The sequence below is a fragment of the Thermomonospora catenispora genome, assembly GCF_006363815.1.
Classification (GTDB): Bacteria; Actinomycetota; Actinomycetes; order Streptosporangiales; family Streptosporangiaceae; genus Thermomonospora; species Thermomonospora catenispora.
Genome location: NZ_RRYT01000007.1, coordinates 109,752 through 136,245, shown reverse-complemented (window position 1 = coordinate 136,245; position 26,494 = coordinate 109,752). Strand labels below are relative to the sequence as shown.

Genomic DNA, 26,494 nt, shown 5'->3' with positions numbered 1-26,494 from the left:
CTCCCCGCACAGGAGGGGTCGCGCCCGGACGCGAGGTCCTAGGGTGAGGAGCGTGTCACCCCGCATCCGCATCGCCGAGGGCCGTCGTCTGCTGCGCGCCCACCCGCAGGTCGCCGACCTGCTGCTGGCGCTGCTGTTGCTGGCGGTGGGGGTGCCGCAGCTGGTGCTGGCCGAGCTGCCGGAGACCCATGCGGAACGGCTCGCCGAGCCGGACGCCCGCAACGTCGCGATCGTCGTCGCGACGACGCTGGCGCTGACCTGGCGGCGCCGTGCGCCGACGGCGGTGCTGCTGTGGACGACCGGCGGAGAGCTCACGCTGGCGGCGCTGGGCTATCTGCCGTCGTCGGCGGACGTGGGGGCGTTCCTCGTCTCGATCTACACCGTGGCGGCGCACCGCGGGCTGGCGCGCAGCGCGCTGGGCGGGCTGGTGGCGTTCGCGGCGTTCAACGTGATGCTGCTGCTGCACGAGAGCGGCATCTCGCTGATGGACTACATCACCGACGGGGCGCTGCTGGCGGGGATGTGGGCGCTGGGCCGCAACCTGCGGCTGCGCCGCGCCTATCTGGCCGAGCTGGAGGACCGGGCGGAGCGGCTGGAGCGGGCCCGCGGCACGGGCGCACGGGCGGCGCGGATGGAGGAGCGGTCGCGGATCGCCCGGGAGCTGCACGACGTGGTCGCCCACCACGTCAGCGTGATGACCGTGCAGGCCGGCGCGGCCCGGCGGATCCTGGACCGCGACCCCGACAACGCCCGCGAGGCGCTGGCCACCATCGAGGAGGTCGGGCGGACCGCGCTCAGCGAGATGCGCCGGATCGTCGGGGTGCTGCGCACCGATCGGGACCCGGAGCAGGCCGGCGGGGAGCTGTCCCCGCAGCCGGGCGTCGCCGATCTCGGCGAGCTGGTCGAGCACGTCCGCGAGACCGGGCTGGCGGTGCAGCTGTGGATCGAGGGCGAGGCCCGGCCCCTCTCCCCGGGGGTGGACCTGGCGGCGTTCCGGCTGGTCCAGGAGGCGCTGACCAACACCCTCAAGCACGCCGGGCCGCAGGCCCGCGCCTGGGTGCGGCTGCGCTACACCGAGACCGACCTGACGGTGGAGGTCGAGGACAACGGCCGCGGAGCGCAGACGCTGCTGTCGGGCGACCGCGACCGGCCGGGCCACGGACTGGTCGGCATGTACGAGCGGGTCGCGCTGTACGGCGGGGAGCTGCGGATCGGACCGCGGGTCGGCGGGGGGTTCGGAGTGCGGGCCCGGTTCCCCTTGGACGCATGAGCCGGCCCGCCCGCGATCGGAGTCGGCCCGCCGGTGCGGACGGGCCGCGGAGGACGGGAGAATGACCGTATGACCGTACGCGTCCTGCTCGTCGACGATCAGCCGCTGCTGCGCACCGGGTTCAAGCTGATCCTGGAGGCCGAACCCGATCTGACGGTGGTCGGCGAGGCCGGGGACGGTGCGACGGCGGTGGAGCTGACCCGCTCGATGCTGCCGGACGTGGTGCTGATGGACATCCGGATGCCCGGCATGGACGGCATCGAGGCGACCCGGCGGATCGTCCGGGAGGGGGCGGCCGCGCACGATCCGCGGGTGCTCATCTTGACCACGTTCGACCTGGACGAGTACGTGATCGAGGCGGTGCGCGCGGGCGCCAGCGGGTTCCTGCTGAAGGACGCCCCGCCCGAGGACCTGGTGTCGGCGATCCGGATCGTGGCGGCCGGCGACGCGATCGTGGCGCCCAGCGTGACGCGGCGGCTGCTGGACAAGTTCGCCTCGCGGCTGCCGTCGATGCGCGAGTCGACCCCCGCGCCGGGCCTGGAGACGCTCACCGAGCGGGAGCGCGAGGTGCTGCGGCACGTGGCGCGGGGCCTGTCCAACGCCGAGATCGCCCGGGAGCTGGTGGTCAGCGAGACCACGGTCAAGACCCACGTCGGCAACGTGCTGGCCAAGCTGGGGCTGCGGGACCGGGTGCAGGCGGTGGTGTACGCCTACGAGACGGGACTGAGCCGCCCGGGCCAGCACGATCCCAGCTGAGACCGGCCCGAGAGCCGAGACGGCCGGGGCCGCCCGGTCCGGGCCGGGGCGCCGAGCCGAGGCGCGGCCACGCCGTCCCTCCTCCCGAGGTCCAGGGGCCTTCCTCTGTCGGGAGCATCCGGCTGCTACTTCCGGAGGAGCGCCGGTGCGGTGGACTCCTGCGCAGGCAGTACCGTCGATTCCCGTCCACAGGCTCATCTGTCGGGCATGTCGACCCCGTAGCGTGATGGTCATGCCCCGGCCGGACGGCCGGGCCCATCGCATCCCCATCCCCTCACAGGAGTTCTCGTGACATATAGCGCCCCGATCACCGAGGAAGCGCTCACCGGCCCGGAAGCGGGCGATCTGGCCGCGCGCGCCCTGCAGATCACCAAGGTGTACGGCAGCGGCGACGCCCGCGTGACCGCCCTGGACGGTGTGACACTGGGAATTCCGCGCGGACGGTTCACCGCCATCATGGGTCCGTCCGGATCCGGCAAGTCCACGCTGATGCACTGCATGGCCGGGCTCGACTCGATCGACTCCGGCCGGGTGCTGATCGGCGACGTGGAGCTGAACAAGCTGGACGACAAGCGGCTCACCAGGCTGCGCCGTGACAAGATCGGGTTCATCTTCCAGGCGTTCAACCTGGTCCCCACGCTGACCGCGCTGGAGAACATCACGCTGCCGATGGACATCGCCGGCCGCAAGCCCGACAAGGAGTGGCTGGACCAGGTCATCGACACGGTCGGACTGCGGCCCCGGCTGGGGCATCGGCCGAGCGAACTGTCCGGCGGGCAGCAGCAGCGGGTGGCGTGCGCCCGGGCGCTGGCCTCCAAGCCGGAGATCATCTTCGCCGACGAGCCGACCGGGAACCTGGACTCCCGGTCCGGCTCGGAGGTGCTGGAGTTCCTGCGCGATTCGGTGCGCCGGATGGGCCAGACGATCGTGATGGTCACCCACGATCCGGCGGCGGCCGCCTACGCCGACGAGGTGATCTTCCTGTCCGACGGGCGGATCACCGACACCATGGTCGAGCCGACCGCCGTGAAGGTCCTGGAGCGGATGAAGGGCTTCGACCTGCCGGGGGGCGGGGCCTGACATGATGCTCAAGGTCACGCTCCGCAACCTGGCGGCGCACAAGATCAGGCTGTTGCTCACCGCGGTGTCGGTGATCCTGGGGGTCGCCTTCGTGGCGGGCACCCTGATCTTCACCGACACCATGGAGCGGCAGTTCGACAAGCTGTTCTCCAACATCAGCCAGGACATCGCGGTGGACGTCCGGGCCAAGCGGGATCCGGACTTCGTCGACGACGGCACCGGTCCCGCCGTTCCGGTCCCCGCCTCCCTGATCGACACGCTGCAGCGGGTCGACGGCGTCCACAGCGCGTTCGGCAACGTCGTCGGGTACACCGCGCTGGTCGGCAAGGACGGCAAGGTGCTGTCGACCAACGGCGCCCCGGCGGTGGGGTTCAACTGGGTGGACGGCGACTTCGACCTCACCGAGGGCCGCAAGCCGCAGGCCCCCGGCGAGGTGGCGCTGGACACCAAGACCGCCGAGCGGGCCGGGTTCCGGATCGGCGACCGGGTCCGGCTGGTGGTCAGGAACCACCCGACGCAGCAGGCCACGGTGGTCGGGCTGTTGGACGCCGGCCATCTGATGGGCGCCTCGGCGATCGCGTTCGACACCGCCACCGCGCAGCGGCTGCTGCTCAAGCCGGGCTACTTCTCCGACATCGCGGTCCGCTCCGACGGGGTGGACGAGAACACCCTGCGCGACCGGGTGGCCGCGGTGCTGCCGCCCCAGTTCGAGGCCATCACCGGCACCGAGATGCGCGAGGAGGCCGAGAGCGACGTCGCCGCGATCCTGGGCTTCTTCCAGACCTTCCTGCTGGTGTTCGCGCTGATCTCGATCTTCGTCGGCGCGTTCATCATCTTCAACACCTTCTCCATGCTCGTCGCCCAGCGCACCCGGGAGCTGGCGCTGCTGCGCGCCATCGGCGCGGCCCGGGGGCAGGTCACCCGGGCGGTGCTGGGCGAGGCGGTGGCGGTCGGTCTCGTCGGCTCCACCCTGGGCCTGGCGGCCGGCGCGGGCCTGGCGGTGCTGCTGCGCGAGCTGGTCGGCATCGACGTCGAGAACGGACTGGTGTTCGGCCCCACGCCGGTGATCTGGTCGTACGCGGTCGGGGTCGGCGTCACGGTGATCTCGGCCTACTTCCCGGCGCGGCGGGCCGCCAAGGTCCCGCCGGTGGCGGCGATGCGCGACGACGTGGCGCTGCCGCAGCGGTCGCTGCGGATCCGGCTGGCGATCGGCGGGCTGCTCACCGCGGTCGGCGCGGCGCTGATGGTGCTGGGCCTGGTCGGGGTGGAGCTCGGCGGCAACGTGATGATCCCGGTGGGGTTCGGGGCGTTCGCGGTGTTCCTCGGGGTGGCCATGCTGGCCCCGGTGATCAGCGGCCCGGTGGTGCGGGTGCTCGGCGCCGCCTACCCCAGGCTGTTCGGGGCGCCGGGCCGGATGGCGCAGCGCAACGCCCTGCGCAACCCGCGCCGCACCGCGGCCACCGCCGCCGCGCTGATGATCGGACTCGCCCTGGTCACCGTGGTGAACGTGCTGGGCGCGTCGATGCGCTCGTCGGTGGACCGGGCGATCGACACCCAGCTCGGCGCCGACTACCTGGTCTCCGCGCAGGGCGGCCAGGCCGGCGTGGACGCCACCGCCATCGAGGCGGTGCGGTCCGTGCCCGGTGTGGAGCAGGCGCTGCCGGTCTACATCGGTCAGGGCCGGTTCGACGGCAAGAAGGGCGCCTATGTGGCCGCCGACGAGGCCACCGTGAAGGCCGGGACCACCGTGAAGCTGCGGTCGGGGACGACCGCCATGGGCGAGGACGGCATGCTGATCTCCACCGACGAGGCCGAGGCCAAGGGTTGGAAGGTCGGCACCGTCGTCCAGGTGCGGTTCAGCGACCGCGAGCAGGAACGGCTGCGGGTCGTCGGCGTCTACGCCAAGAACGACTTCCTGGGCGCGCGGGTGCTGCCCACGGCGGCCTACAAGGCGCACGAGAGCGCCCCGCCGTTCATGCTGGTGGTCAACACCGCCCGGAGCGACGCGGCGACCGCGCAGGCGCTGCGGCGGGCGCTGGCCGACCACCCCGCGTTGCAGGTCCAGGACCGGGCGGAGGTCAAGAAGGAGGCGAGCGCCCAGATCGACGGGCTGGTCGGCTTCCTGACCGTGCTGCTCACCATGTCGATCATCATCGCGGCGGTCGGCGTGATCAACACCCTGGCGCTGTCGGTGATCGAACGGACCCGGGAGATCGGGCTGCTGCGGGCGGTCGGGCTGTCCCGCCGTCAGCTGCGTCGGATGATCCGGCTGGAGTCGATCGTGATCGCGGTGTTCGGGGCGCTGCTGGGCATCGCCATCGGGGTGGTGTTCGGGGCGGCGATCCAGAACGCGCTGGCCGACGAGGGCCTGACCGTGCTGCACATCCCGGTCGGCACGCTGGTGGTCTACCTGGTGGTGGCGGCCGTGATCGGGATGCTGGCGGCGGTGTGGCCGGCCTGGCGCGCCGCGCGGATGGACATCCTCAAGGCGATCGCCACCGAGTGACCCCGGCATGACGACGCGCCCCGCACGGAGCAGGCCGTGCGGGGCGCGCGCGTTCGTCGGTCGGGGCGGGGGGCGGGCTCAGCCGTCGATCTTCTCGACCGTCCCCGTGGTGACGCGTTCGCCGGCGGCCTTGGCCACCAGCTCGGTGGCGCCCTCCGGGGCGTTCTCCGGGAAGTGGCAGGCGGTCTGGTGTCCCGGCCGCAGCTCCACCAGCGGCGGCTCGACCCTCTTGCAGATCTCCTGCGCCTTCCAGCAGCGGGTGTGGAAGCGGCAGGCCGGCGGCGGGTCCAGCGGGCTGGGCACGTCGCCGGTCAGCCGGATCCGCTCGCGCTCCCGGCGCTTGGCGGGGTCGGGGATCGGCACCGCCGACAGCAGCGCGTTGGTGTAGGGGTGCATGGGCGAGTCGTACAGGTCGCCCGCCTCGCCGATCTCCACGATCTTGCCCAGGTACATCACCGCGACCCGGTCGGAGATGTGCCGCACCACCGACAGGTCGTGCGCGATGAACACGTAGGTCAGGTCCAGTTCGTCCTGCAGGTCCTCCAGCAGGTTGACCACCTGCGCCTGGATGGACACGTCCAGCGCGGAGACCGGCTCGTCGGCGACGATCAGCTTGGGGCGCAGCGCCAGCGTGCGGGCGATGCCGATGCGCTGCCGCTGCCCGCCGGAGAACTCGTGCGGATACCGGTTGTAGTGCTCGGGGTTGAGCCCGACCAGCTCCAGCAGCTCCTGCACGGCCTTCTTGACGCCCTGCTCGGTCTGGATCTTCTGCAGCCGGAACGGGGCGCCGACGATGGCGCCGACCGTCTGCCGCGGGTTCAGCGACGAGTAGGGGTCCTGGAAGATCATCTGCAGGTCGCGGCGCAGCGGGCGCATCTGCCGCTGCGACAGGCGGGTGATGTCGCGCCCTTCGAAGACGATCCGGCCGAAGCTGGGGTCCAGCAGCCGCATGATCATCCGCCCGGTGGTGGTCTTGCCGCAGCCGGACTCGCCCACCAGGCCCAGCGTCTCGCCCTTGTGCACGGTGAAGGACACGCCGTCGACCGCCTTGACCGCGCCGACCTGGCGGCGCAGCAGCCCGGCGGTCACCGGGAAGTGCTTGCCCAGGTTCTCCACGGACAGGAGCGGCTCGTCGGTCCGCTGCGGCCGGGCGTCCTTCGTCACCGACACCGCCGCGGTGCCCTCACCGCCCCCCGTCTGCGAGGTGCTCACTGTGTTCTCGCCTTCCTTCGCGCCGGTATCGGTCACAGCTTCGGCTTGATCTCGTTTTCCCAGATCTCCCTGCGCCGTTCCAGCGGCAGGTGACAGGCGACCCGGTGTCCCGGCTCGACCTCGACCAGTTCGGGCCGTTTCTCCTCGCTGCGGCCCTTGGTCAGCTCCGCATAGGCGCAGCGCGGGCTGAAGGCGCAGCCGGCCGGAACGTTGATCAGGCTGGGCGGAGTGCCCTTGATCGGCAGCAGCCGGTCGCCGCGGTCGCGGTCCAGCCGCGGCATCGAGCCCAGCAGGCCCCAGGTGTAGGGGTGCTGCGGCCGGTAGAAGGCGTCCTCCACGCTGGCCTGCTCCACGCAGCGCCCGGCGTACATGACCAGGATCTCGTCGCTGAGCTCGGCCACCACGCCCAGATCGTGGGTGATCATGATGACCGCGGAGTTGTACTCCTCCTGCAGGTCCCGGATCAGGTCCAGGATCTGCGCCTGCACGGTCACGTCCAGCGCGGTGGTGGGCTCGTCGGCGATCAGCAGCTCGGGGTTGCACGACAGCGCCATGGCGATCATGGCGCGCTGCCGCATGCCGCCGGAGAACTGGTGCGGATAGTCGTCCACCCGCCGTTCGGGCTTGGGGATCCCGACCCGGCCCAGCATGTCGATGGCGTGCTTGCGGGCGACCTTCTTGCTGACGTCGTTGTGCACCCGGTACGCCTCGATGATCTGGTCGCCGACGGTGTAGAACGGGTGCATCGCCGACAGCGGGTCCTGGAAGATCATCGCCATCCGGCGTCCGCGCAGCTTGCGGACCTCCTCCGGAGAGGCGCTGATCAGTTCCTGCCCGTCCAGCCAGATCTCCCCGGAGATCTTGGCGTTGCGCCGGTTGTGCAGGCCCAGGATGCCCAGGCTGGTCACCGACTTGCCGGATCCGGACTCGCCCACGATGCCCAGGGTGCGGCCGCGTTCGAGCTTGAACGACAGCCCGTCGACCGACTTGACCAGGCCGTCGTCGGTCGGGAAGTGGATCCGCAGGTCGCGGACCTCCAGGAAGGCGGTCGGCGGGGGCGAGTCCGCGGTCACGGTGGCCGGTGCCCCGTCCAGTGTCTCGGCGGGTCGCTTGTGCTCGGCCATCAGCTGTGCCTCACCCTCGGGTCGATCACGCCGTACAGAATGTCCACGATCAGATTGGCCAGCACGATGAACAGGGCAGCCGTCATCACCGTCCCCAGCACGACCGGCAGGTCGCTGCCGATCACCCCGTCCAGGGCCAGCCTGCCCAGGCCCTTGAGGGAGAACGTCTGCTCGGTGAGGATCGCACCGCCCAGCAGCAGTCCCAGGTCCAGGCCGAAGACGGTCAGCAGCGGTGTCAGCGTGGCGCGCAGCGCGTGCTTGGTGACGACGGTGCGCTCCGGCAGTCCCTTGGCCCGTGCGGTGCGGATGAAGTCCTCGTTCATCGTCTCCAGCATCCCCGCCCTGGTGAGCCGGGCGTACATCGCGGCGTACAGGAACGCCAGCGTCGTCCAGGGCAGGATGAGCGAGGACGCCCACTTGACCGGGTTGTCGGTGAAGGAGTGATAGGACACCGACGGCAGCAGCCCCCAGGCGTGCACGACGAAGGTCAGGGACAGCAACCCGGTGAAGAAGATCGGCAGTGAGACACCGGCCAAGGCCATCACCATCGCCGCCCGGTCGAAGACCGTGCCCCGCCGCAGCGCCGACAGCACGCCCACCGAGACGCCGACCAGCAACCAGATCACCGCGGCCCCGATCACCAGGGAGAAGGTGACCGGGATCCGGTCCAGCAACTGCTCGGTGACGCTGGTGTTGGTGCGGAACGAGTAGCCCAGGCAGGGCGCGGGGCAGTCGATCTTGGCGGTGCCGGTGTCGTAGGTGTCGCCCAGCACGATCGCCTTGACGAACCGGCCGTACTGCACCGGGACCGGGTCGTCGAAGCCGAACCGCTCCTTGATCGCCTGCACGGTCTGCGGGGTCGGCGCGCGTCCGGCGAACCGGGAGGCCAGGTCATCGGGAGTGGTGCCGGCCAGTCTGGGGAGCAGGAAGAAGATGGCGAAGGTCACCATGCTGATGACCACCAGCAGCGCCACCGCTCCGATGATGCGGCGTATCAAGAATGCGATCACAGTGGTCGGCCCTGGCGGCCGGCCGGGACCTCCGGTCCCGGCCGGCCGCTCGCGGCCCTCACCTGCCTTCTGCGTGAATCAGGTGGTGGAAACGGTTACTCGGTCACGCCCAGGGTCGAGTAGTTGTACATGCCGTAGCCCTGGTGGAAGAACACGTTGGTCAGGGTCTCCGGCCGGTACAGCAGGGACCGGGCGTAGACGTTGGGCAGGATCGCGGCCTCGCTGCGGGCGCGGTCGTCGATCTGGTTGTAGATCTTCGCCCGCTCGGCGGGGTCCTCGATCGTCATGACCTCGTCCCACCACTTGTTGATCTGCGGGTCGTCCAGCTCGGACGGGTTGGCGTTGCCGCTCTCGACGATGGCGTCGCCGTCGGTGATGGCCTGCAGGTAGCCGTACCCGGTCGGCCAGTCGGCGAGCCAGCCGTAGGTGCCCAGCCCGATGTTGTTCTTCTTGTTGAAGGACGGGGAGCCGAACTGGTCGTTGGTGTAGGTGTTGGCCGGGTAGCCCTGCAGGTTCAGCTTGATGCCCACCCGGGCCAGCGACTGCTGCATCGCCTCGGCGACGGCCTTCTCCTTGTCCCGGTCGCTGCGGTAGACCATGGTGGTCTCGAAGCCGTTGGGCTTGCCGCAGCGCTGCAGAGCGGCCTTGGCCTGCTCCACGTCACCGGTGTAGCCCTTCTCGGCCTTGGTGAAGTGGTCGGTGCCCTTCTCACGGCCCACCACGGTCGGCGGCATGATCGAGGTGGCCAGCTCACCGCCGACGTCACCGCCGTAGGCGCGCCACAGGGCGTCACGGTTGGTGGCCCACACGATCGCCCGGCGGCACTCGACGTTGTCGATCACCTTGGTGTTGATCGGGATGTACCAGTGGAAGCCGCCGGGCGGGTTGTCGGCGTTGTTCTTGAGCTTCTCGTCCTGCAGGATCTGGGCACGCGCGTTGTCCTGCACGCCCGAGCCCGCCAGGTCGACGTGGATCTGGCCGGACAGCAGCTGGTTGTCCAGCTCCTGGGCGTCCAGGCCGGCCCTCACCTCGATCTTGTCGGGCAGCTGCTTGCGGTGCGGGTCGGTGTTGGGGTCCCAGTACTCGTTGCGGACCAGCGTGCCGCCCTTGCCCGGCTGGTAGTTGCCCTCCCACTTGTAGGGGCCGGAGGAGAACGGCCGCAGGCCGTAGCGCTCGCCGGTGTCCTTCTCCGGCGGGACCGGCGCGGTCTGGCCGGAGAAGTTCACCAGCTCGTTGAACTCGGGGAACGGCTTCTTCAGCTTGAAGACGACGGTGTAGTCGTCGGGGGTCTCGACGCCCTTGAAGTTGTCGAGGTTCTTGTCCTTGTAGGGGCCCTTGTAGCCGTCGGCGTCCAGCAGCTGGGAGAAGTAGGACGGGCCGTTGCGCAGCACACCGCGGTCGAAGGTGCGGGCCACCGCGTACTTGATGTGCTGGGCCTTGATCTCCGAGCCGTCCTCGTACTTGAGGCCCTTCTTGAGCTTGAAGGTCCAGGTCTTGTTGTTGTCGCTGGGCACGCCCAGGGACTCGGCCAGGTCCGGCGCCGGCTTGCCGCCCTCCGGTCCCGGCTTGGCCGGGTAGGTCAGCAGGCTGCGCGAGTACAGCCGGGAGAAGTTGGTGGACCAGGCGTAGTACATGTTGCCCGGGTCGGTGCTGTCGATGTCACTGCTGATGGCCATCCGCAGGACACCGCCCTTCTTGTCGGAAGGGTTGTGCACCTTGTTGACCGCGGCGTTCCAGCCTCCGCCGTTGCCGCCTTCGTCGTCACCACCGCAGGCGGTCAGCCCCAGGCTGAGGGCGAGTGTTCCGGCCGCTGTGAGGGCCAGCAATCTGGGACTTTTCATCAAGTGCCCTTTCATAGATCGGTGTTCCCAGGCATCCGTTCAGCGCGTGCGCGGGTCGAGCGCGTCCCGCAGACCGTCGCCGAACAGGTTGAAGGCCAAGACCGTGACGAAGATCGCCAGGCCGGGCGCGAGGACGAAGTGCGGGGCGATGCGGTAGGTGCCGATCGCGTCCGACAGCATGCTCCCCCAGGCGGGGGTGGGCGGATTGATGCCGACGCCGAGGAAGGACAGTCCCGCCTCGAACAGGATGTTGGTGGGGATCAGCAGGGTCGCGTAGACCAGGATCGGCGCCACCAGGTTGGGCAGGATCTCCCGGACGATGATGTAGGTGTTGCTCGCCCCCAGGCTGCGGGCGGCGTCCACGAACTCGCGCTCGCGCAGCGACAGGGTCTGGCCGCGCACGATACGACCGATGTAGGGCCAGCTGAAGAAGCCGATGATGAACACCAGCACGGCCATCCGCAGCCCGTTCCCGCTCAGTCCCCACATCCGCTGCGGGATCACGCCGACCACCGCGATGGAGAACAGCAGCAGCGGGAAGGCCAGGAAGATGTCCATCAGCCGGGCGATCAGGGAGTCCACCCAGCCGCCGAAGTAGCCGGCGACGACGCCGAGGGTGGTGCCGATCACCACCGCGACCAGGGTGGCCAGGAAGCCGACCAGCAGCGAGACCCGGGCGCCGTAGACGACCCGGCTGAACACGTCCCGGCCGTTGCCCGGCTCGAGACCGAACAGGAAGTCGGCGCTGACGCCGCCGAAGGGCTTCAGCGGCTTGCCGAGCGTGGGGTCGATGAGGTCCTGGTGGAACTCATTGGGCGGGTGCCCCAGCAGACGGACCACCAGGGGCGCGAACACCGCGAGCAGGATCAGCAGGACGATCACGACGCCGCCGGCCATGGCGACCCTGTCGCGCTTGAGCCGCATCCAGGCGATCTGGCCGAGCGAACGGCCCTGGATGGACTTCTTCTCGACCCCCTCGAGGACGGCCTCGGGCTGAGCCTGCGTCTCAGACCCGGACACCTCGATCGGCGCGGTCACGCTCGGTACCTCCCTGCACGTCGGCAACGCTGCCGAGCAGTCAGGGCACGGACCCGGGTGGGCGCACCCGGGGCTTCCTGCTCCTGACAGCGCGTTCGCTGGAGGGAAACCTAGCCCTCCAGCACTGAGCATCCATCCCGGGACCAATGCCCGAAAGTACCCGTGTCCGACTTGTGATCACGTCGTCATCTGGGGCGCTGACGGGTCAGGATCACCCGGGAGGACAAAACGCCCAGATATTACGTGCGAGTAGGTACCCGGTGCCAAATCGAACCGAGGGCGCCGCAGGAAGCTTTACCGTTCCGAGTCCGAGGTGATACCGATCAGCCGTGGAGGCCGCCGCTCGTCGGGAGGACTTCCGGCCCGGCCGGCGGATCAGGTGATGCCGCGGCGGCGCAGGATCTCCTCGATCTCGGCCATCTCGGGGTCGGCGGCGGGGCCCGCAGAGCGCTCGACGGCCCGCCGGGGGCGGCCCGCCCCCTGCTCCCCGCGCGCCGTCCGCCCGCCGCCCTCCAGGGCGCCGCCGGGGCCCCGGCGGCTGAGCATGACGCCGGAGACCAGGTACAGCAGCACGGCGAGCCCGGCCAGGGCCACGCCGACCCACCGGGCGGGGCTGAGCACCAGATCGGCGATGAACTCGGTGACGCCGGTCAGGGCGGCCGCCAGCGGGATCAGCGACAGCGAGACGCCGCGCAACCCCGAGGCGGCGCCCCGGCGCTTGCCCACTCCGTAGCTGATGACCAGCCCCAGCACCGTGATCCCGAGGCTGATCATGAAGAGCATCTCGTCTCCCATGCCGGGTCCCCCGCCTTCGTCCTCGCGTACGCGTCCACGACCATCGTCACACGTACATAACGAAAGACTCCTCATCCGGGCGCAGGGTTCCCGTTCTCCGCGAATCCTCCCGACGGAGGTCCTCCCGAGGGCCTCAGCGGGCCCCGCGGACCAGGTCCCGCAGCACGGCGAGATCAAGATCCTGCAACGATTCGACGACGGTTCTGCCGGGCGCGGGGGGCACGGGGACGACCCCCGGCACCGCGACCGTGACGCATCCGGCGGCCTCGGCGGCGGCCACGCCGGTCGGCGAGTCCTCCAGGGCGACGCAGCGCCGCGGATCGACCGCCAGCCGCGCCGCGGCGGTCAGATACGGCTCGGGGTCGGGCTTGTGCCGCGCGACCTCGTCGCCGGCCACCGTGACGTCGAAGTTCTCCCGGCCGACGCCGTCCAGCACGGCCTCGATGAGCACCCGGTGGCTGGAGGAGACCAGGGCGGTGGGGATCTGCGCGGCGCGCACCTCGGCGAGCAGCTCCTTGGCCCCGGGCATCAGGGGGGCCGACTCGCTCAGCCGCTCCGCCATGCCCTCCAGCAGCCGCCGCTCGACCTCCCGCTGCGAGGCGACCGGCCCGGTCAGGGACAGCATGTAGGCGGCGGCCCGGCCCAGCGAGCCGCCGACCATCTTCCTCTGGTGCTCGAGACCCCAGGGACCGCCGAGCCAGGCCATCACCTCGGTCTCGACCTCGAACCACATCCGCTCAGAGTCGATGAGCAGGCCGTCCATGTCGAACAGGACGGCCTGCGGCCCGGTGTCGGGCACGCACATCCCCCTTCCCCGGGCCCGGCCCGGGATCGGCGGCGCGAACGCCGCTGGTTCGGACGTTGAAGGCCGCTGGATCAGACGTTGAAGTACTTGGCCTCGGGGTGGTGCACGATGAGGGCGTCGGTGGACTGCTCGGGCACCAGCTGGCACTCCTCCGAGAGGGCGACGCCGATCCGCTCCGGCCGCAGCAGCCGCATCACCACGGCGCGGTTCTCCAGGTCCGGGCAGGCCGGGTAGCCGAAGGAGTAGCGGGCGCCCCGGTAGTCGACCCTGAAGAAGCCCTCCAGGTCGTCGGGGTCCTCCTCGCCGAACCCGATCTCGGCGCGCACCCGGGCGTGCCAGTACTCCGCCAGCGCCTCGGTGAGCTGCACCGACAGGCCGTGCAGCTCCAGATAGTCGCGGTAGGCGTTCTTGGCGAACAGCTCCGCGGTGGCCTGCGACACCTTCGACCCGACGGTGACGAGCTGGAAGGCGACCACGTCGGTCTCCCCGGACTCGCGCGGCCGGAAGAAGTCGGCCAGGCACAGGTGCCGGTCACGGCGCTGCCGGGGGAAGGTGATCCGCTCCCGCTCCGAGCCGTCCTCGTTCAAGATCACCAGGTCGTCGCCCTCGCTGACGGCCGGGAAGTAGCCGTAGACGACGGCGGCCTCGATCAGGCCCTCGGACTGGATGCGGTCCAGCCACATCCGCAACCGGGGACGCCCCTCGGTCTCCACCAGCTCCTCATAGCTCGGGCCGTCGTCGCCGCGGGCGGGCTTGAGGCCCCACTGGCCCATGAAGGTGGCCCGCTCGTCCAGGAAGGCCGCATAGTCGGCCAGCGGGACGCCCTTGACGATGCGGTCGCCCCAGAACGGCGGTTCGGGCACCGGGTTGTCGACGGCCACGTCGGAACGGGCCGGCATGTCCTCCGGCTCGGTGACCTTGAGGGTCGCCCCGGCCTTGACCCGCCGCCTGCGCAGCGGCGGCAGCTGGGCGCCCTCCTCGCCGCGCTTGACGGCCATGAAGGCGTCCATCAGCCGCAGACCCTCGAAGGCGTCGCGGGCGTAGCGGACCTCGCCCTCGAACATCTCGGCCAGGTCCTGCTCGACGTAGGAGCGGGTGAGCGCGGCGCCGCCGAGCAGCACCGGCCACTCGCGCGCCAGGCCGCGGGCGTTGAGCTCCTCCAGGTTCTCCTTCATGACCACCGTGGACTTGACCAACAGCCCGGACATGCCGATGACGTCGGCGCGATGCTCCTTGGCGGCCTCGAGGATGGCCGACATCGGCTGCTTGATGCCGAGGTTGATCACCTCATAGCCGTTGTTGCTCAAGATGATGTCGACCAGGTTCTTGCCGATGTCGTGCACATCGCCCTTGACGGTGGCCAGCACGATCCGGCCCTTGGAGCCCGTCTCGCCCTCGACCTTCTCCATGTGCGGCTCCAGGTAGGCCACCGCGGTCTTCATCACCTCGGCGGACTGCAGCACGAACGGCAACTGCATCTGTCCGGAGCCGAACAGGTCGCCGACGGTCTTCATGCCGTCCAGCAGCACGTCGTTGATGATCTCCAGGGCGGGGCGCTGGGTGAGCGCCTCGTCCAGGTCGGCCTCCAGGCCGTCGGCCTCGCCGTCGATGATGCGCCGCTTGAGGCGCTCCCACAGCGGCAGCGCGGCCAGCTCCTCGGCGCGGGAAGCGCGCATCGACGCGGCGTCCACGCCCTCGAACAGCTCCATGAACCGCTGCAGCGGGTCATAGCCCTCGCGGCGCCGGTCGTAGACCAGGTCGAGCGCGACCCGGCGCTGCTCGTCGGGGATCCGCGCCATCGGCAGGATCTTGGAGGCGTGCACGATGGCCGAGTCCAGCCCGGCGTTGACGCACTCGTTGAGGAACACCGAGTTCAGCACGATCCGGGCGGCCGGGTTGAGGCCGAAGGAGACGTTGGAGACGCCCAGCGTGGTCTGCACGTCCGGGTACCGGCGCTTGAGCTCGGCGATCGCCTCGATGGTCTCCAGGGCGTCGCGGCGGGTCTCCTCCTGGCCGGTGGCGATGGGGAAGGTCAGGCAGTCGACGACGATGTCCTCCAGCCGCATCCCCCACTCGCCGGTCAGGTCCTCGATGATCTCGCAGGCGATGCGGACCTTGTCGGCGGCGGTGCGGGCCTGGCCGTTCTCGTCGATGCACATCACCACCACCGCGGCGCCGTGCTCGCGGACGGCGGTCATGGTGCGGTGGAACCGGGACCCGGGGCCCCGGCCGTCCTCGTAGTTGACCGAGTTGACCAGCGCCCGGCCGCCGAGCATCTCCAGCCCGGCGCGCAGCACGTCCGGCTCGGTGGAGTCCAGCACGATCGGCAGGGTGGAGGCGGTGGCGAGCCGGAACGCCAGCTCCCGCATGTCGGACACGCCGTCGCGGCCCACGTAGTCGACGCACAGGTCGATCATGTGGGCGCCGTCGCGGGCCTGGTCGCGGGCGATCCGCACGCAGTCGTCCCATCGCTCGGCCAGCATCGCCTCGCGGAAGGCCTTGGAGCCGTTGGCGTTGGTGCGCTCCCCGATCGCCAGGTAGGAGGTGTCCTGGCGGAACGGGACGTGCTGGTACAGCGAGGAGGCGCCGGGCTCGGGACGCGGCCGGCGGGCGGCGACCTCGCGCCCCCGGACGCGCTCGACGACCAGGCGCAGATGCTCGGGGGTGGTGCCGCAGCAGCCGCCCACCAGGGACAGGCCGTAGTCGCGGACGAAGATCTCGTGGGCGTCGGCCAGCTCCTGCGGGGTCAGCGGATAGCGGGCGCCGTCGGCGGTCAGCTCGGGCAGCCCGGCGTTGGGCATGCAGGACAGGCCGATGCGGGCGTGCCGGGCCAGGTAGCGCAGGTGCTCGCTCATCTCCGCGGGGCCGGTGGCGCAGTTGAGGCCGATCAGGTCCAGGCCCAGCGGCTCCAACGCGGTGAGCGCGGCGCCGATCTCCGACCCCATCAGCATGGCGCCGTTCTGCTCGATGGTGACCTGGCCGATCAGCACCACGTCGACGCCGGCGGCCTCGATGGCCCGGCGGGCGCCGTTCAGGGCGGCCTTGGCCTGCAGCAGGTCCTGGCACGTCTCCACCAGCAGGGCGTCGACGCCCCCGGCGATCAGTCCGGCCGCGTTGCGCTCGTAGGCATCGCGCAGCTCGGCGTAGGTGACGTGGCCGAGCGTCGGCAGCTTGGTGCCGGGGCCCATGGAGCCGATCACCCAGCGGGGCCGGTCGGGCGTGGAGTAGGCGTCGGCGACCTCGCGGGCGATGCGGGCGCCGACCTCGGACAGCTCCTCGATCCGCTCGACGATGCCGTATTCGCCGAAGTTGCCCAGGTTGGCGCCGAAGGTGTTGGTCTCGATGCAGTCGACGCCGACGTCCAGGTAGGCCTCGTGCACCGCCCGGACGATGTCCGGACGGGTGACGTTGAGGATCTCATTGCAGCCCTCATGGCCCTGGAAGTCGTCCAGGGTGGGGTTCTGCGCCTGGAGCATCGTCCCCATCGCGCCGTCCGCCACGACGACTCGTTCCCGGAGAGCCTGACGCAACGACTGTGGGGATGCACTCATAGCCCACAACTCTAGCCGCAGCCCTTTCCCGAACCCTCGGAGAGGGAGGTGAATAACACCGCATCCCGTGACGGGACGATAGGGGAGCGGATAAGTTTCCTTTCGGTAACTAACTCCCCGGTAAGGAGCGGCGATGGGCTCGTACCGCACCATCCTCGTCGGCACCGACGGCTCGAACTCCTCCTTCCGCGCGGTGGAGGCAGCCGCGCGCCTGTCCGCGGACACCGAGGCCACCCTGGTGCTGGTGACGGCGTACTACCCGATGCGGGAGCGCGACCGGCTCAGCGCGGCCGACCAGCTGGGCGATCTGGCCTACAAGGTCCAGGGGGCGACTCCGGCCGAGGACGCGCTGCGGGCGGCGCGGGAGCGGGCGGTGGCGGCCGGCGCCACGGAGATCGAAGAGATCGCGGTGCAGGGCGACGCGGTGGACGTGCTCGTCAAGGCGGCCAAGGAGCGCAAGGCGGACCTGCTGGTCGTCGGCAACCGAGGCCTCAACAGCCTGGCCGGCAGGATCCTGGGCTCGGTGCCGGCCAACCTGTCGCACCGGGCGCCGTGCGACATCCTCATCGTGCACACCACCGACGGCAGGAAGTGACCCGTCCGCCGCGGGTCCCGGCCCGGCCGGGCCGGGACCCGCGGCGGAGGACGCGCGGGCGCCCCAGGACGTAGGGTGGCTTCATTCGATCATGAGCGGCCGACCGCAGCCGCCGGCCCGGCCCCGCCCGGGAACAACGGCGCGCGCCGTGACGCTGTACCTAGGTCGGAAGGAGGCGCGGGGTGATCGAGTTCGAAAACGTGCCCGAGCTGGTCGACCCGGTCTTTGTGGCCGCCTTTGAGGGCTGGAACGACGCCGGGGAGGCGGCCAGCGGGGTGATCCGGCATCTGGAGTCCGCCTGGGACGCGTCCCCGCTCGCGGAGCTGGATCCGGAGGACTACTACGACTTCCAGGTGACCCGCCCGACGGTGGAGCTGGTCGACGGCGTCCACCGCAGCATCACCTGGCCCACCACCCGCATCTCGTGGGCCCGTCCGCCCGGATCGGAGCGCGACATGGTGCTGATCCGCGGGATCGAGCCCAACATCCGCTGGAAGTCGTTCTGCCGCGAGCTGATCGAGGCGCTGGAGCGGCTCGGCGTGCGCACCGGCGTGCTGCTGGGCGCGCTGCTGGCCGAGGCCCCCCACACCCGCCCGGTGCCGGTGAGCGGCTCCACCTCCGGCCCGAGCGCGGCCGGCGGCCTGCACCTGGAGCCCCACCGGTACGAGCCCAGCCGCTACGAGGGTCCGACCGGAATCCTGGGGGTGCTGCAGGACGCCTGCGCCAAGGCCAGCATCGGCACGGTGGCGCTGTGGGCGTCGGTGCCGCACTATGTGTCCCACCCGCCGTCCCCGAAGGCGACGCTGGCGCTGCTGCGCCGGGTCGAGGACCTGCTGGGACTCACCGTGGCGCTGGGCGAGCTGCCGGAGGAGGCCCGCGCCTGGGAGCACGGCGTCAACGAGCTCGCCGAGCAGGACACCGAGGTGGCCGAGTACGTGCGGGCGCTGGAGGAGCAGAAGGACGCCGCCGAGCTTCCGGAGGCCAGCGGCGAGGCCATCGCCCGGGAGTTCGAGCGGTATCTGCGGGGCCGGGAGAACGGCTGAGACGTGATCTACACTTGACGGGGCTGGCGGAACGACCGTTCGCCGGCCCCGTGTCGTCGATGGCCCGCGCACGCCGCCAAGTGCGCCGAAGCATGGACGTTCCGACCTTCCGGAGGGGTGTGCGCCCCTCGGCGCGATGACCGCCGTGCGGGCCGGGCGGCCCGCCTCCCCCGCGCTCCGCGTCCGGCCCCGCCGCGAGCTGCGCCGCCAGCGGCGCCGCCGGGCGCACTCCTGCTGGGACCACCTGATCGCCGCCCCGCTGTGGCCGCTGCACGGCGCCAATCTGGGGACGCTGCTGCGCACCTGCGACGCGGTGGGCGCCTGCCTGGCCGTGCCGCGGTTCCCCTGGGTGCCCGAGGCGCTGCGGCGCGGCAACACCCTGCGGCACCCGTCCTGCGTGCACTGGGTCGGCGACCCGCTGTCGTGGCTGGAACGGCAGCGCGCCCGGGGAAGCCGCGTGATCGGGGTGGAGCTGGCCGACGAGGCGATCCGGCTGGCCGACCTGCCTCCGGCGCGGACCCGCACCGTCGTGGTGCTGGGGCACGAGCAGCACGGCATCCCCCCCGAGGCGCTGGATCTGCTGGACGCCGCGGTGGAGATCCCGATGGTGGGCACCGGGCAGAGCCTGAACGTGGCGGTGGCCGGATCGCTGGTGCTCTACAAGCTGGCCGGGCTGGTGTAGCGGGGGCCGCCCGGCCCGTCGCCGGGCGGCCTCGCGGCGGCCCGGCCGGTCCGGCTACAGCTCGACGCCCAGCAGCGCGTCGGCGAGGGCGCGGATCTGGGCGGGGGCGGCCTCGTCCGGGTCGCCCGCGGCGGACAGGGCCCGCTCGGCCCAGCGGTCGACGGCCGCGAGCGCCGCGGGGGCGTCCAGGTCGTTCGCCAGGGCGCGGCGGACCTCGGCGGCGACCGGGGCCGCGGCGGGGCCGGCGGGCAGCCGCACGGCGGCGCGCCAGCGCTCCAGGCGTTCGGCGGCGCGGGTCAGGTCCCCGTCGGTCCACTCCCAGTCGGAGCGGTAGTGGTGGGCCAGCAGCGCCAGCCGGATCGCCATCGGGTCGGCGCCGCCCTCCCGCAGCCGGGAGACGAACACCAGGTTGCCGCGGGACTTGGACATCTTCTCGCCGTCCAGGCCGACCATGCCGGCGTGCACGTACGCCTTGGCGTGCGGGCGTTCGCCGGTGGCCACCTGGGCGTGCGAGGCGCTCATCTCATGGTGCGGGAACGCCAGGTCCGAGCCGCCGCCCTCGACGTCGAAGGCCATGCCCAGATAGCGGATGGAGATCGCCGAGCACTCCACGTGCCAGCCGGGGCGGCCGCGGCCGAACGGGGAGTCCCAGGCGGGCTCGCCCGGCCGCTGCGCCATCCACAGCAGCGCGTCCAGCGGGTCCTTCTTGCCGCGCCGGTCCGGGTCGCCGCCGCGCTCGGCGAACAGCGGCAGCATCTGGTCCCGGGACAGCCCGCTGACCTGCCCGAACTCCGGGTCGGCGGCGATCGGGAAGTACAGGTCGCCGTCCACCTCGTAGACCGCGCCGCGGGCGCGCAGCCGCTCCACCATCTCGATGATCAGCGGGATGGCCTCCACCGCGCCGACGTACTCGTCCGGCGGCAGGATCCGCAGCGCGGTCATGTCCCGGCGGAACAGCGCGATCTCCCGGTCGGCCAGCGCCCGCCAGTCCTCGCCGATCTGCTGGGCACGTTCCAACAGCGGGTCGTCGACGTCGGTGGCGTTCTGCACGTAGCGAACCTCGTGGCCGCCGTCCCGCCACACCCGGTTGACCAGGTCGAACGCCAGATAGGTGGCGGCGTGGCCGAGATGGGTGGCGTCGTAGGGGGTGATGCCGCACACGTACATCCGTGCGGTCGGGCCCTCGGGCTCGACGGGCCGGATCCCGCCGGAGGCGGTGTCGTGAAGGCGCAACGGCACCGCGGGTCCGGTGAGACCGGCGTCGGACAGACGGGGCACCTCGGGGGCGGACCACGATCGCATGCCTGAAAGCTTATCTGTGCACCGAATCGACCTTGAAGCGGAGATCGCAGCCCGCCGTCCCGTTATCAGGCGGACAGCACCGTCGTCCAGGCGCTCCTGTCGCCGGGGGCGGCGGTGAAGTCGTAGCGGACGCCGTCGGACGAGAGCGCCACCAGGCTGATCGAGGAGGTCCCCCACAACCGCCCGTCGCCGAAGTCGCGGCTGAGCACCAGGGCGCGGGGGTCCTCGCGGTCCAGGCCGCCGCCCTCCACCAGCGGCAGCCAGGCGCCCCACGCCTCGGCGACGGTCCCGCCGCGCGGCTCGGGACGGGGCGCGGCCTCCAGCAGCGGCCGGAAGTGCGCGACCCGCGCCGCCATCTGGGCGACGGCCTGCGGATGCGCCTCCGGGTGCGGCTCCCGACCCTCCAGCCCGGTGTTGACGATCATGTGCAGGCCCGCCGAGAGCTTGCGCTCGGTCAGCTCCACGCCGTCCCAGCTCCACAGCCGCGCCGTCGCGGGCTCGACGCAGACCAGGTGGAACGGGTCGAACCGCGCCAGGTCCAGGTCGCCGATCTCGCCGGCGGCCGCGACGCGCAGCGGCAGCTCACCGCGCGAGATCCGGCCGTCGGGCGGGGCCGGGCGGCCCTGCCCGTTGAGCACGCACGCCGCCCGCGGCGCGTCGGGGGCCACGGCCAGCCAGGTGCCGCCCGCCTGCAGGTCGATGCCGCCGATCAGGCCGGGGCGGTCCGGCCAGTGCGCATCGGGGGGCAGCCAGGGCCGGTCGGCGAACTCGTCGCGCACCCCGGCCAGGAGCACCGGACAAGGAGACAAGGGGTCGAAAGCGACCACCGCCGTACACATGCCCCCATTGGATCATTACGGGCGCGCATGCTCAGTAGGGGGGCCAGGGAACGGCGGGCCAGTCCTCCGGCGGGTAGGGGTGGATGCGGTGCTTGAGCATCAGCTCCACCCGGTGCACGGTGGCGTCGATCTCCTCGGCGGTGAGCAGCTCGCCGAGCCGCCGCCGCAGCGGCCCGGAGCGCAGCCGCCCGTCCAGGCGCCGCAGCGCCTCCAGCGCCTCCTCGGGCAACGGCTCGCCCCGCCACTGCCACAGCACCGTCCGCAGCTTGTAGTCCACCGAGAACGTGACCCCGTGGTCGCAGCCGTACACGTGGCCGGGTCGGGCGTCGCCGGGCGGCAGCAGATGCCCGATCTTGCGGTCGGCGTTGTTGATCACCGCGTCGAACACCGCCACCCGGCGAATCGCCGGGTCCTGCGAGCGCGACAGCGCCACCACGTCCACGTCCGGGTCGGATTCGATCCACAGCTGGACCATGCCGGGGCCGTAGGGCCCGTCACGGTGCACCGTGGGGGGGACGATGTGCCAGCCCATCGCCTCCGACACCAGGTAGGAGGCGACCTCCCGGCCGGCCAGCGTGCCGTCGGGGAAGTCCCACAGCGGCCGCTCCCCCGCCACCGGCTTGTAGACGCAGGCGGCGCGCAGCCCGTCGTGCTCGACGGTGCAGTACAGGGTGGCGTTGGAGGCCTGCACCAGGCGCCCCTCGACGGTCAGCCGGCCCTCGGCCAGCAGCCGCTCGGCGGTCGCCACGTCGGCCGGGTCGACGGTGCCGCCGGAGGCCGCGGCGGGGTCGCGGGAGGGCTGCGTCATGGGCTCATTGTCCTGATCGCGGGGGGCGACGGCCAACCCGGTCCGCCGCGCCGTCTCCGGCCGGTCACCGCAGATGCCCGTTCTGCCGGGGGCACACGTGCCCGGCGGCGTCCAGCGGCAGCCCGCACAGCGGGCAGGGGGGACGTCCCGCGGAGACCACCTTCATGGCCCGCTCGGCGAACGCGCGGGCCTGCCCGGCGGTGATCCGCACCCGCAGCACCGAGATCGGCGGGTCGTCCTCGCCGGGCTCGGCGGTCAGCGGCTCGGGCCCCTCCCGGTCGGTGGCCTCCTGGGCCTCGATGACCACCCGTTCGTCCTCCGGGTCCCAGGCCAGCGCCATGGTGCCGACCCGGAACTCCTCCTCCACCGGTTGATCGAGGGGGTCCTCGTCCCGCAGCTCCGCGGGGGTGACCGCGGGCACCGGGGCGGTGCCGCCGCTGCGTCGCAGCACCTCGTCCAGCAGCTCCTCCAGGCGTTCGGCCAGCATGCTCACCTGGAACTTCTCCAGCGCCACGCTGGTGATCCGGCCGCCGGCGCGGGCCTGCAGGTAGAAGGTGCGCTCGCCCGGGCGCCCCACGGCGCCGGCCACGAACCTGTCCGGCTGGTCATAGCTGATGACGGGCATGAGGAGACCTCCCTCCCAGAGGCCGACCGGTGAGTCGACGCCCCTGTGGCATGACCTTACGCACCGCCGCCCACCGGCGCGTCGCCTTCCGGCGCGGCGTCCGGCGGCGGCAGCAGCCCGTCGACGCCGCCGCCGGTGTCGTTCAGCCGGATCACGAACGGCCGCAGCTCGGTGTAGCGGATCACGGTCAGCGACGCCGGCTCGACGTGGATGCGCTGGAACTGGTCCAGGTGGAGACCGAGGGCGTCGGCGACGATCGCCTTGATGATGTCACCGTGGCTGCACACCAGGTAGGCGGCGTTCGGTCCGGCCTCGGCGGCGATCCGGGCGTTCCAGTCCCGGACCGCGGCGACCGCCCGGTGCTGGGCGGCGGCCATCGCCTCCCCCTCGGGCCCGGGGAAGGTCACCGCGCTGGGATGGGTCTGCACCACCTTCCACAGCGGTTCGGCGGCCAGCTCCTCAAGCGGCCGCCCGGTCCAGTCGCCGTAGCGGACCTCGCCGAACCGCTCGTCGCGGTGGATCTCGTGCGGTCCGTCGCGCCCGGGGGCGGAGACGATCGCCTCGGCGGTCTGCAGGCAGCGGTCCAGCGGGCTGGACACCACCGCCGCCAGGGGGACGGACGCCAGCCGCTCCCCCACCGCCCGCGCCTGGGCGCGTCCCCGGTCGTTCAGGGACACCCCGGGAGTCCAGCCGGCCAGGACGGGGCCGGTCAGCTCGGTGAGGCCGTGCCGCACCAGCAGAAGCGTGGTCACGGTCCCGACTCTACGCAAGATCCGGTGCGGACGATCACCCCGGCCCCGCGCGCCCGCGGGAGCCCGCCGCGCCGCGGGGCGGCGAGAGGGCCGCGGGACGACCGGGCGCACGGCCCGCCGCACCGACGTCGCAGCCGGTGACCGCTAGTCTGCGCAGCTATGGAATTGCGTCACCTCGGGCGGAGTGGGCTTGTGGTCTCCCGGCTGGGACTGGGCACGATGACCTGGGGGCAGGACACCCCTCCCGAGGAGGCCGCCGCGATGCTGACCGCCTTCGTGGAGGCCGGGGGCAACCTGGTGGACACCGCCGACGTCTACGGCGACGGCGCCAGCGAGCTGGTGCTGGGCCGGCTGGTGCGGGAGGTGGTGCCCCGCGAGGACCTGATCATCGCCACCAAGGCCGCGATCCGCCCGGACGGCCGTTACGACGGGTCCCGCCGGCATCTGCTGGCCGCCTTGGACGCCTCCCTGGACCGGCTCGGCGTCGACCACGTGGACCTGTGGCAGCTGCACGCCTACGATCCGGCGACCCCGCTGGAGGAGACCCTGTCCGCGTTGGACGAGGCGGTGGCCTCCGGCCGCACCCGCTATGTGGGGGTCTCCAACTTCGCCGGCTGGCAGCTGGCCAAGGCCGCCGCCTGGCAGCGGGCCTGGCCGGGCCGCGCCCCGATCGTGTCCACCCAGATGGAGTACTCGCTGCTGCACCGGGAGATCGAGCGGGAGGTGCTGCCGGCCGCCGAGGACGCCGGGGCGGGGGTGCTGCCGTGGTCCCCGCTGGGCCGCGGCGTGCTGACCGGCAAGTACCGCACCGGGATCCCGGCCGACTCGCGCGCGGCCACCGCCCGGTACGCCGAATTCGTCCGCCCCTATCTGGGCGAGCAGAGCCGGCTGATCGTGGAGTCGGTGGTCACGGCCGCCGAGGGGCTGGGCGTGTCGCCGCTGGCGGTGGCGCTGTCGTGGGTACGGGACCGTCCGGGGGTGACCGCCCCGATCGTCGGCCCGCGCACCCCGGCCCAGCTGACCGCGATCCTGGCGACCGAGCAGGTGACCCTGCCGGAGGAGATCCGCGATGCCCTCGACGACATCTCCGATGTCTGAGCCGGCTCTCGACCCCGCCCTGGCGGAGCTGTTCGCGATCGCCGGCGCTCCGGAGGGATATGCCCGGCGGGCCGCCGACCGGCTCGGCGCGCGGGCGGCCGAGCTGTTGCGGGAGGACCCGTGGCGGCTGCTGCGGGTGCCGGGGGTGCGGCCCGACCAGGCCGACCACTTCGCCCGCCGGGTGCTGGAACGGCTGGGCGAGCGGCCGCGCCCCGACGATCCGCGGCGCGGCCGGGCGCTGGTGGTGCACGTGCTGACCGAGGCGGCGCGCCGGGGGCACACCGCGATGACGCCGCAGGCGGTCCGGTCGGCGCTGGGCGCGCTGCGGGCGCCCGACGCCGACCGGGCGATCGAGGCGGCGCTGGACGGGGCCGAGGTGGTGCCGCTGCTGGAGGAGCCCGACTTCGACGCGCCGGAGGGGGAGGAGCCGCCCGAGCCGGAGGAGTCGCTGGGACTGGCCCGCTACGCGCTGGCCGAGGAGGCCGCGGGCGAGGGGCTGCGGCGGCTGACGGCGACCGCCGGGCCGCTGCTGCCGGAGGAGACGGTCCGGTCGCTGCGCGCGGAGCTGCCCGAGGACCGGGCGCTGGCGTTCACGGCGGCGGACCGGACGGGTGTGAGCGTGCTGCACGGCGCCCCCGACGACGTGGAGCAGACCGCCCTGCTCATCGCGCGGGGGTTCGCCGGGCAGGGGGTGGACGTCGCCGTCGTCTCCGCCACGATGACGGCGGCGCGGCATCTGGGCGCGGGCACCGGGCTGTACGGCCTGCTGGAGGCCTCGTGTCCGCCGGGGGCCGCGGCCGGGACGGTGGCGTTCGGGCGGGACGGGCGGCGTCCGCTGGAGGCCGGACTGGTGATCGTCCCGGACGCGCAGGCGCTGGACGTGGAGGCGGTCGGCGCACTGGTGGAGGCGTGCGCCGACGGGACCCATCTGGTGCTGGGCGGGGATCCGGCGGCGCTGCCGTCGGCGGGGCCGGGCCGGGTGCTGGCGGATCTGGCCGCCTCCGAGACCGTCCCGGTGATCGACCTGGCGCCGGGGGACGGCCCGCTGGCCGAGTTCACCGGCGCGGTGCGCAACGGCGGGCTGGCGACGGTGGAGGCGCCGGACCGGGAGGTCGTGGTGGTCCCCACGCGGTCGGAACGGGAGGCGGTGCACCGTGCGGTCCAGCTCGTCACCGACTCCATCCCGCGGGCGCTGGGCATTCCCGCCCGGGACGTCCAGGTGGTGACGCCGCTGACCGGAGGCGAGGCGGGGGCCGGGGCGCTGAACGCCGCCCTCAAGGCGCGTCTCAACCCCGGTCCCGGGGTGTGCGGCGGATTCGACCCGGGGGACCGGGTGATCGTCGCGGTGCCGGTGGAGGGGGTCGCGGCGGGCGAGATCGGCACCGTGGCCGACGCCTCCCCCGCCGGGCTGCGGGTGGCGTTCGGAGCGGACGGGGACCCGGTGGCGGTGCCGGCGACGGCGCTGTCCCGGCTGCGGCACGGCTGGGCCGCCCCGATCGCCCTGGCACGGACGGCCCGTCCGCCGGCGGTGGTGGCGGTGCTGCCGCAGGAGGCGGCCGGGGCGCTGTCGCGCCCGCTGGCGGTGACCGCGTTCGGCCTGGCCCGGCGGCATCTGTCGGTGGTGCACAACGCCGGAGCGGCCCTGGCCCGGGCGGTCCGCGAGGAGACCGGCGCGCCCCGCGAGACCCGGCTGGTGCGGCTGCTGCGGCAGTGAGCCGCCGGCCGGGGCCTCGGGAGCCCGGGACCCTGTGGAGCTCGGCGC

The 26,494-nt window shown here is 72.3% G+C and carries 22 protein-coding genes; 9 read left to right on the top strand and 13 right to left on the bottom strand.

Annotated features, from left to right (window positions below; all coding sequences use genetic code 11):
- The first annotated feature begins 52 nt into the window (after nucleotides 1-52).
- The 4 genes from EIO00_RS08280 to EIO00_RS08265 all read left to right on the top strand — a co-directional run bounded on the left by EIO00_RS08280 (nucleotide 53) and on the right by EIO00_RS08265 (nucleotide 5,612).
- A complete protein-coding gene (locus EIO00_RS08280) occupies nucleotides 53-1,270 on the top strand; it encodes a sensor histidine kinase (protein WP_140176805.1) in 1,218 nt (405 codons plus the stop codon).
- Nucleotides 1,271-1,339: 69 nt separating this feature from the next.
- The gene (locus tag EIO00_RS08275) at nucleotides 1,340-2,026 is read left to right on the top strand and encodes a response regulator (protein WP_140176803.1); all 687 of its coding nucleotides are present in this window, start codon (nucleotides 1,340-1,342) and stop codon (nucleotides 2,024-2,026) included.
- Between the two features lie 288 nt (nucleotides 2,027-2,314).
- A complete protein-coding gene (locus EIO00_RS08270) occupies nucleotides 2,315-3,106 on the top strand; it encodes an ABC transporter ATP-binding protein (RefSeq protein ID WP_140176801.1) in 792 nt (263 codons plus the stop codon).
- A gap of 1 nt (nucleotide 3,107) precedes the next feature.
- Nucleotides 3,108-5,612: an ABC transporter permease gene (locus tag EIO00_RS08265; RefSeq protein WP_140176799.1), complete on the top strand. Its 2,505-nt coding sequence runs from the start codon at nucleotides 3,108-3,110 to the stop codon at nucleotides 5,610-5,612.
- A gap of 78 nt (nucleotides 5,613-5,690) precedes the next feature.
- On the opposite strand, the gene EIO00_RS08260 is transcribed toward EIO00_RS08265, so the two are convergent.
- From EIO00_RS08260 to metH, 8 genes are all read right to left on the bottom strand, one after another.
- A complete protein-coding gene (locus EIO00_RS08260) occupies nucleotides 5,691-6,782 on the bottom strand; it encodes an ABC transporter ATP-binding protein (RefSeq protein WP_277752864.1) in 1,092 nt (363 codons plus the stop codon).
- 74 nt (nucleotides 6,783-6,856) lie between these two features.
- Nucleotides 6,857-7,948, bottom strand: coding sequence for an ABC transporter ATP-binding protein (locus EIO00_RS08255; RefSeq protein ID WP_140176795.1), 1,092 nt, complete (start codon nucleotides 7,946-7,948; stop codon nucleotides 6,857-6,859).
- On the bottom strand, nucleotides 7,948-8,958 hold the full coding sequence (locus tag EIO00_RS08250) for an ABC transporter permease (RefSeq protein WP_206664076.1): 1,011 nt from the start codon (nucleotides 8,956-8,958) through the stop codon (nucleotides 7,948-7,950). Before EIO00_RS08250 ends, EIO00_RS08255 begins: the two co-directional genes overlap by 1 nt.
- Nucleotides 8,959-9,053: 95 nt before the next feature.
- Nucleotides 9,054-10,799: an ABC transporter substrate-binding protein gene (locus tag EIO00_RS08245; protein ID WP_140176793.1), complete on the bottom strand. Its 1,746-nt coding sequence runs from the start codon at nucleotides 10,797-10,799 to the stop codon at nucleotides 9,054-9,056.
- 39 nt (nucleotides 10,800-10,838) lie between these two features.
- A complete protein-coding gene (locus EIO00_RS08240; protein WP_140176791.1) occupies nucleotides 10,839-11,837 on the bottom strand; it encodes an ABC transporter permease in 999 nt (332 codons plus the stop codon).
- A 375-nt stretch (nucleotides 11,838-12,212) separates the two neighbouring features.
- On the bottom strand, nucleotides 12,213-12,632 hold the full coding sequence (locus EIO00_RS08235) for a hypothetical protein (RefSeq protein WP_140176789.1): 420 nt from the start codon (nucleotides 12,630-12,632) through the stop codon (nucleotides 12,213-12,215).
- A 133-nt stretch (nucleotides 12,633-12,765) separates the two neighbouring features.
- The gene (locus EIO00_RS08230; protein ID WP_140176787.1) at nucleotides 12,766-13,437 is read right to left on the bottom strand and encodes an HAD family hydrolase; all 672 of its coding nucleotides are present in this window, start codon (nucleotides 13,435-13,437) and stop codon (nucleotides 12,766-12,768) included.
- A 71-nt stretch (nucleotides 13,438-13,508) separates the two neighbouring features.
- A complete protein-coding gene (gene metH / locus EIO00_RS08225) occupies nucleotides 13,509-16,988 on the bottom strand; it encodes a methionine synthase (RefSeq protein ID WP_140176784.1) in 3,480 nt (1,159 codons plus the stop codon).
- 133 nt (nucleotides 16,989-17,121) lie between these two features.
- On the opposite strand from metH, the gene EIO00_RS08220 reads away from it, so the two are divergent.
- The 3 genes from EIO00_RS08220 to EIO00_RS08210 all read left to right on the top strand — a co-directional run bounded on the left by EIO00_RS08220 (nucleotide 17,122) and on the right by EIO00_RS08210 (nucleotide 19,308).
- On the top strand, nucleotides 17,122-17,583 hold the full coding sequence (locus tag EIO00_RS08220; protein ID WP_140176782.1) for a universal stress protein: 462 nt from the start codon (nucleotides 17,122-17,124) through the stop codon (nucleotides 17,581-17,583).
- Nucleotides 17,584-17,765: 182 nt separating this feature from the next.
- A complete protein-coding gene (locus EIO00_RS08215) occupies nucleotides 17,766-18,626 on the top strand; it encodes a PAC2 family protein (protein WP_140176780.1) in 861 nt (286 codons plus the stop codon).
- A gap of 136 nt (nucleotides 18,627-18,762) precedes the next feature.
- On the top strand, nucleotides 18,763-19,308 hold the full coding sequence (locus EIO00_RS08210; RefSeq protein WP_140176778.1) for a TrmH family RNA methyltransferase: 546 nt from the start codon (nucleotides 18,763-18,765) through the stop codon (nucleotides 19,306-19,308).
- Nucleotides 19,309-19,362: 54 nt separating this feature from the next.
- Here the strand turns inward: EIO00_RS08210 and mshC are convergent, their stop codons facing one another.
- The 5 genes from mshC to EIO00_RS08185 all read right to left on the bottom strand — a co-directional run bounded on the left by mshC (nucleotide 19,363) and on the right by EIO00_RS08185 (nucleotide 23,634).
- Nucleotides 19,363-20,610, bottom strand: coding sequence for a cysteine--1-D-myo-inosityl 2-amino-2-deoxy-alpha-D-glucopyranoside ligase (mshC, locus tag EIO00_RS08205; RefSeq protein WP_140176776.1), 1,248 nt, complete (start codon nucleotides 20,608-20,610; stop codon nucleotides 19,363-19,365).
- A 65-nt stretch (nucleotides 20,611-20,675) separates the two neighbouring features.
- On the bottom strand, nucleotides 20,676-21,449 hold the full coding sequence (locus tag EIO00_RS08200) for an NRDE family protein (RefSeq protein WP_140176774.1): 774 nt from the start codon (nucleotides 21,447-21,449) through the stop codon (nucleotides 20,676-20,678).
- A 31-nt stretch (nucleotides 21,450-21,480) separates the two neighbouring features.
- On the bottom strand, nucleotides 21,481-22,257 hold the full coding sequence (locus EIO00_RS08195; protein ID WP_140176772.1) for an SCO1664 family protein: 777 nt from the start codon (nucleotides 22,255-22,257) through the stop codon (nucleotides 21,481-21,483).
- A gap of 64 nt (nucleotides 22,258-22,321) precedes the next feature.
- Nucleotides 22,322-22,882, bottom strand: coding sequence for a DUF3090 domain-containing protein (locus EIO00_RS08190; protein WP_140176770.1), 561 nt, complete (start codon nucleotides 22,880-22,882; stop codon nucleotides 22,322-22,324).
- A 56-nt stretch (nucleotides 22,883-22,938) separates the two neighbouring features.
- The gene (locus EIO00_RS08185) at nucleotides 22,939-23,634 is read right to left on the bottom strand and encodes an MSMEG_4193 family putative phosphomutase (protein ID WP_140176768.1); all 696 of its coding nucleotides are present in this window, start codon (nucleotides 23,632-23,634) and stop codon (nucleotides 22,939-22,941) included.
- A 159-nt stretch (nucleotides 23,635-23,793) separates the two neighbouring features.
- Between EIO00_RS08185 and EIO00_RS08180 the strand changes: the two genes are divergently transcribed.
- Together EIO00_RS08180 and EIO00_RS08175 are read left to right on the top strand one after the other, a co-directional pair.
- Nucleotides 23,794-24,732, top strand: coding sequence for an aldo/keto reductase (locus EIO00_RS08180; protein WP_140176766.1), 939 nt, complete (start codon nucleotides 23,794-23,796; stop codon nucleotides 24,730-24,732).
- Nucleotides 24,725-26,446 (top strand): helix-hairpin-helix domain-containing protein, encoded by a 1,722-nt coding sequence (locus EIO00_RS08175; protein WP_241661215.1) that lies wholly within the window; start codon nucleotides 24,725-24,727, stop codon nucleotides 26,444-26,446. The genes EIO00_RS08180 and EIO00_RS08175 overlap by 8 nt, the downstream gene beginning before the upstream one ends.
- Nucleotides 26,447-26,494 lie beyond the last annotated feature (48 nt).

Excerpts from the sequence above, each read along its gene's own strand:
- EIO00_RS08275 (WP_140176803.1), top strand. The coding sequence starts at position 1,340 with ATGACCGTACGCGTCCTGCTCGTCGACGATCAGCCGCTGCTGCGCACC.
- EIO00_RS08265 (WP_140176799.1), top strand. The coding sequence starts at position 3,108 with ATGATGCTCAAGGTCACGCTCCGCAACCTGGCGGCGCACAAGATCAGG.
- EIO00_RS08255 (WP_140176795.1), bottom strand. The coding sequence starts at position 7,948 with ATGGCCGAGCACAAGCGACCCGCCGAGACACTGGACGGGGCACCGGCC.
- EIO00_RS08245 (WP_140176793.1), bottom strand. The coding sequence starts at position 10,799 with ATGAAAAGTCCCAGATTGCTGGCCCTCACAGCGGCCGGAACACTCGCC.
- EIO00_RS08235 (WP_140176789.1), bottom strand. The coding sequence starts at position 12,632 with ATGGGAGACGAGATGCTCTTCATGATCAGCCTCGGGATCACGGTGCTG.
- EIO00_RS08230 (WP_140176787.1), bottom strand. The coding sequence starts at position 13,437 with ATGTGCGTGCCCGACACCGGGCCGCAGGCCGTCCTGTTCGACATGGAC.
- metH (WP_140176784.1), bottom strand. The coding sequence starts at position 16,988 with ATGAGTGCATCCCCACAGTCGTTGCGTCAGGCTCTCCGGGAACGAGTC.
- EIO00_RS08220 (WP_140176782.1), top strand. The coding sequence starts at position 17,122 with ATGGGCTCGTACCGCACCATCCTCGTCGGCACCGACGGCTCGAACTCC.
- EIO00_RS08210 (WP_140176778.1), top strand. The coding sequence starts at position 18,763 with ATGACCGCCGTGCGGGCCGGGCGGCCCGCCTCCCCCGCGCTCCGCGTC.
- mshC (WP_140176776.1), bottom strand. The coding sequence starts at position 20,610 with ATGCGATCGTGGTCCGCCCCCGAGGTGCCCCGTCTGTCCGACGCCGGT.
- EIO00_RS08200 (WP_140176774.1), bottom strand. The coding sequence starts at position 21,449 with ATGTGTACGGCGGTGGTCGCTTTCGACCCCTTGTCTCCTTGTCCGGTG.
- EIO00_RS08195 (WP_140176772.1), bottom strand. The coding sequence starts at position 22,257 with ATGACGCAGCCCTCCCGCGACCCCGCCGCGGCCTCCGGCGGCACCGTC.
- EIO00_RS08190 (WP_140176770.1), bottom strand. The coding sequence starts at position 22,882 with ATGCCCGTCATCAGCTATGACCAGCCGGACAGGTTCGTGGCCGGCGCC.
- EIO00_RS08180 (WP_140176766.1), top strand. The coding sequence starts at position 23,794 with ATGGAATTGCGTCACCTCGGGCGGAGTGGGCTTGTGGTCTCCCGGCTG.
- EIO00_RS08175 (WP_241661215.1), top strand. The coding sequence starts at position 24,725 with ATGTCTGAGCCGGCTCTCGACCCCGCCCTGGCGGAGCTGTTCGCGATC.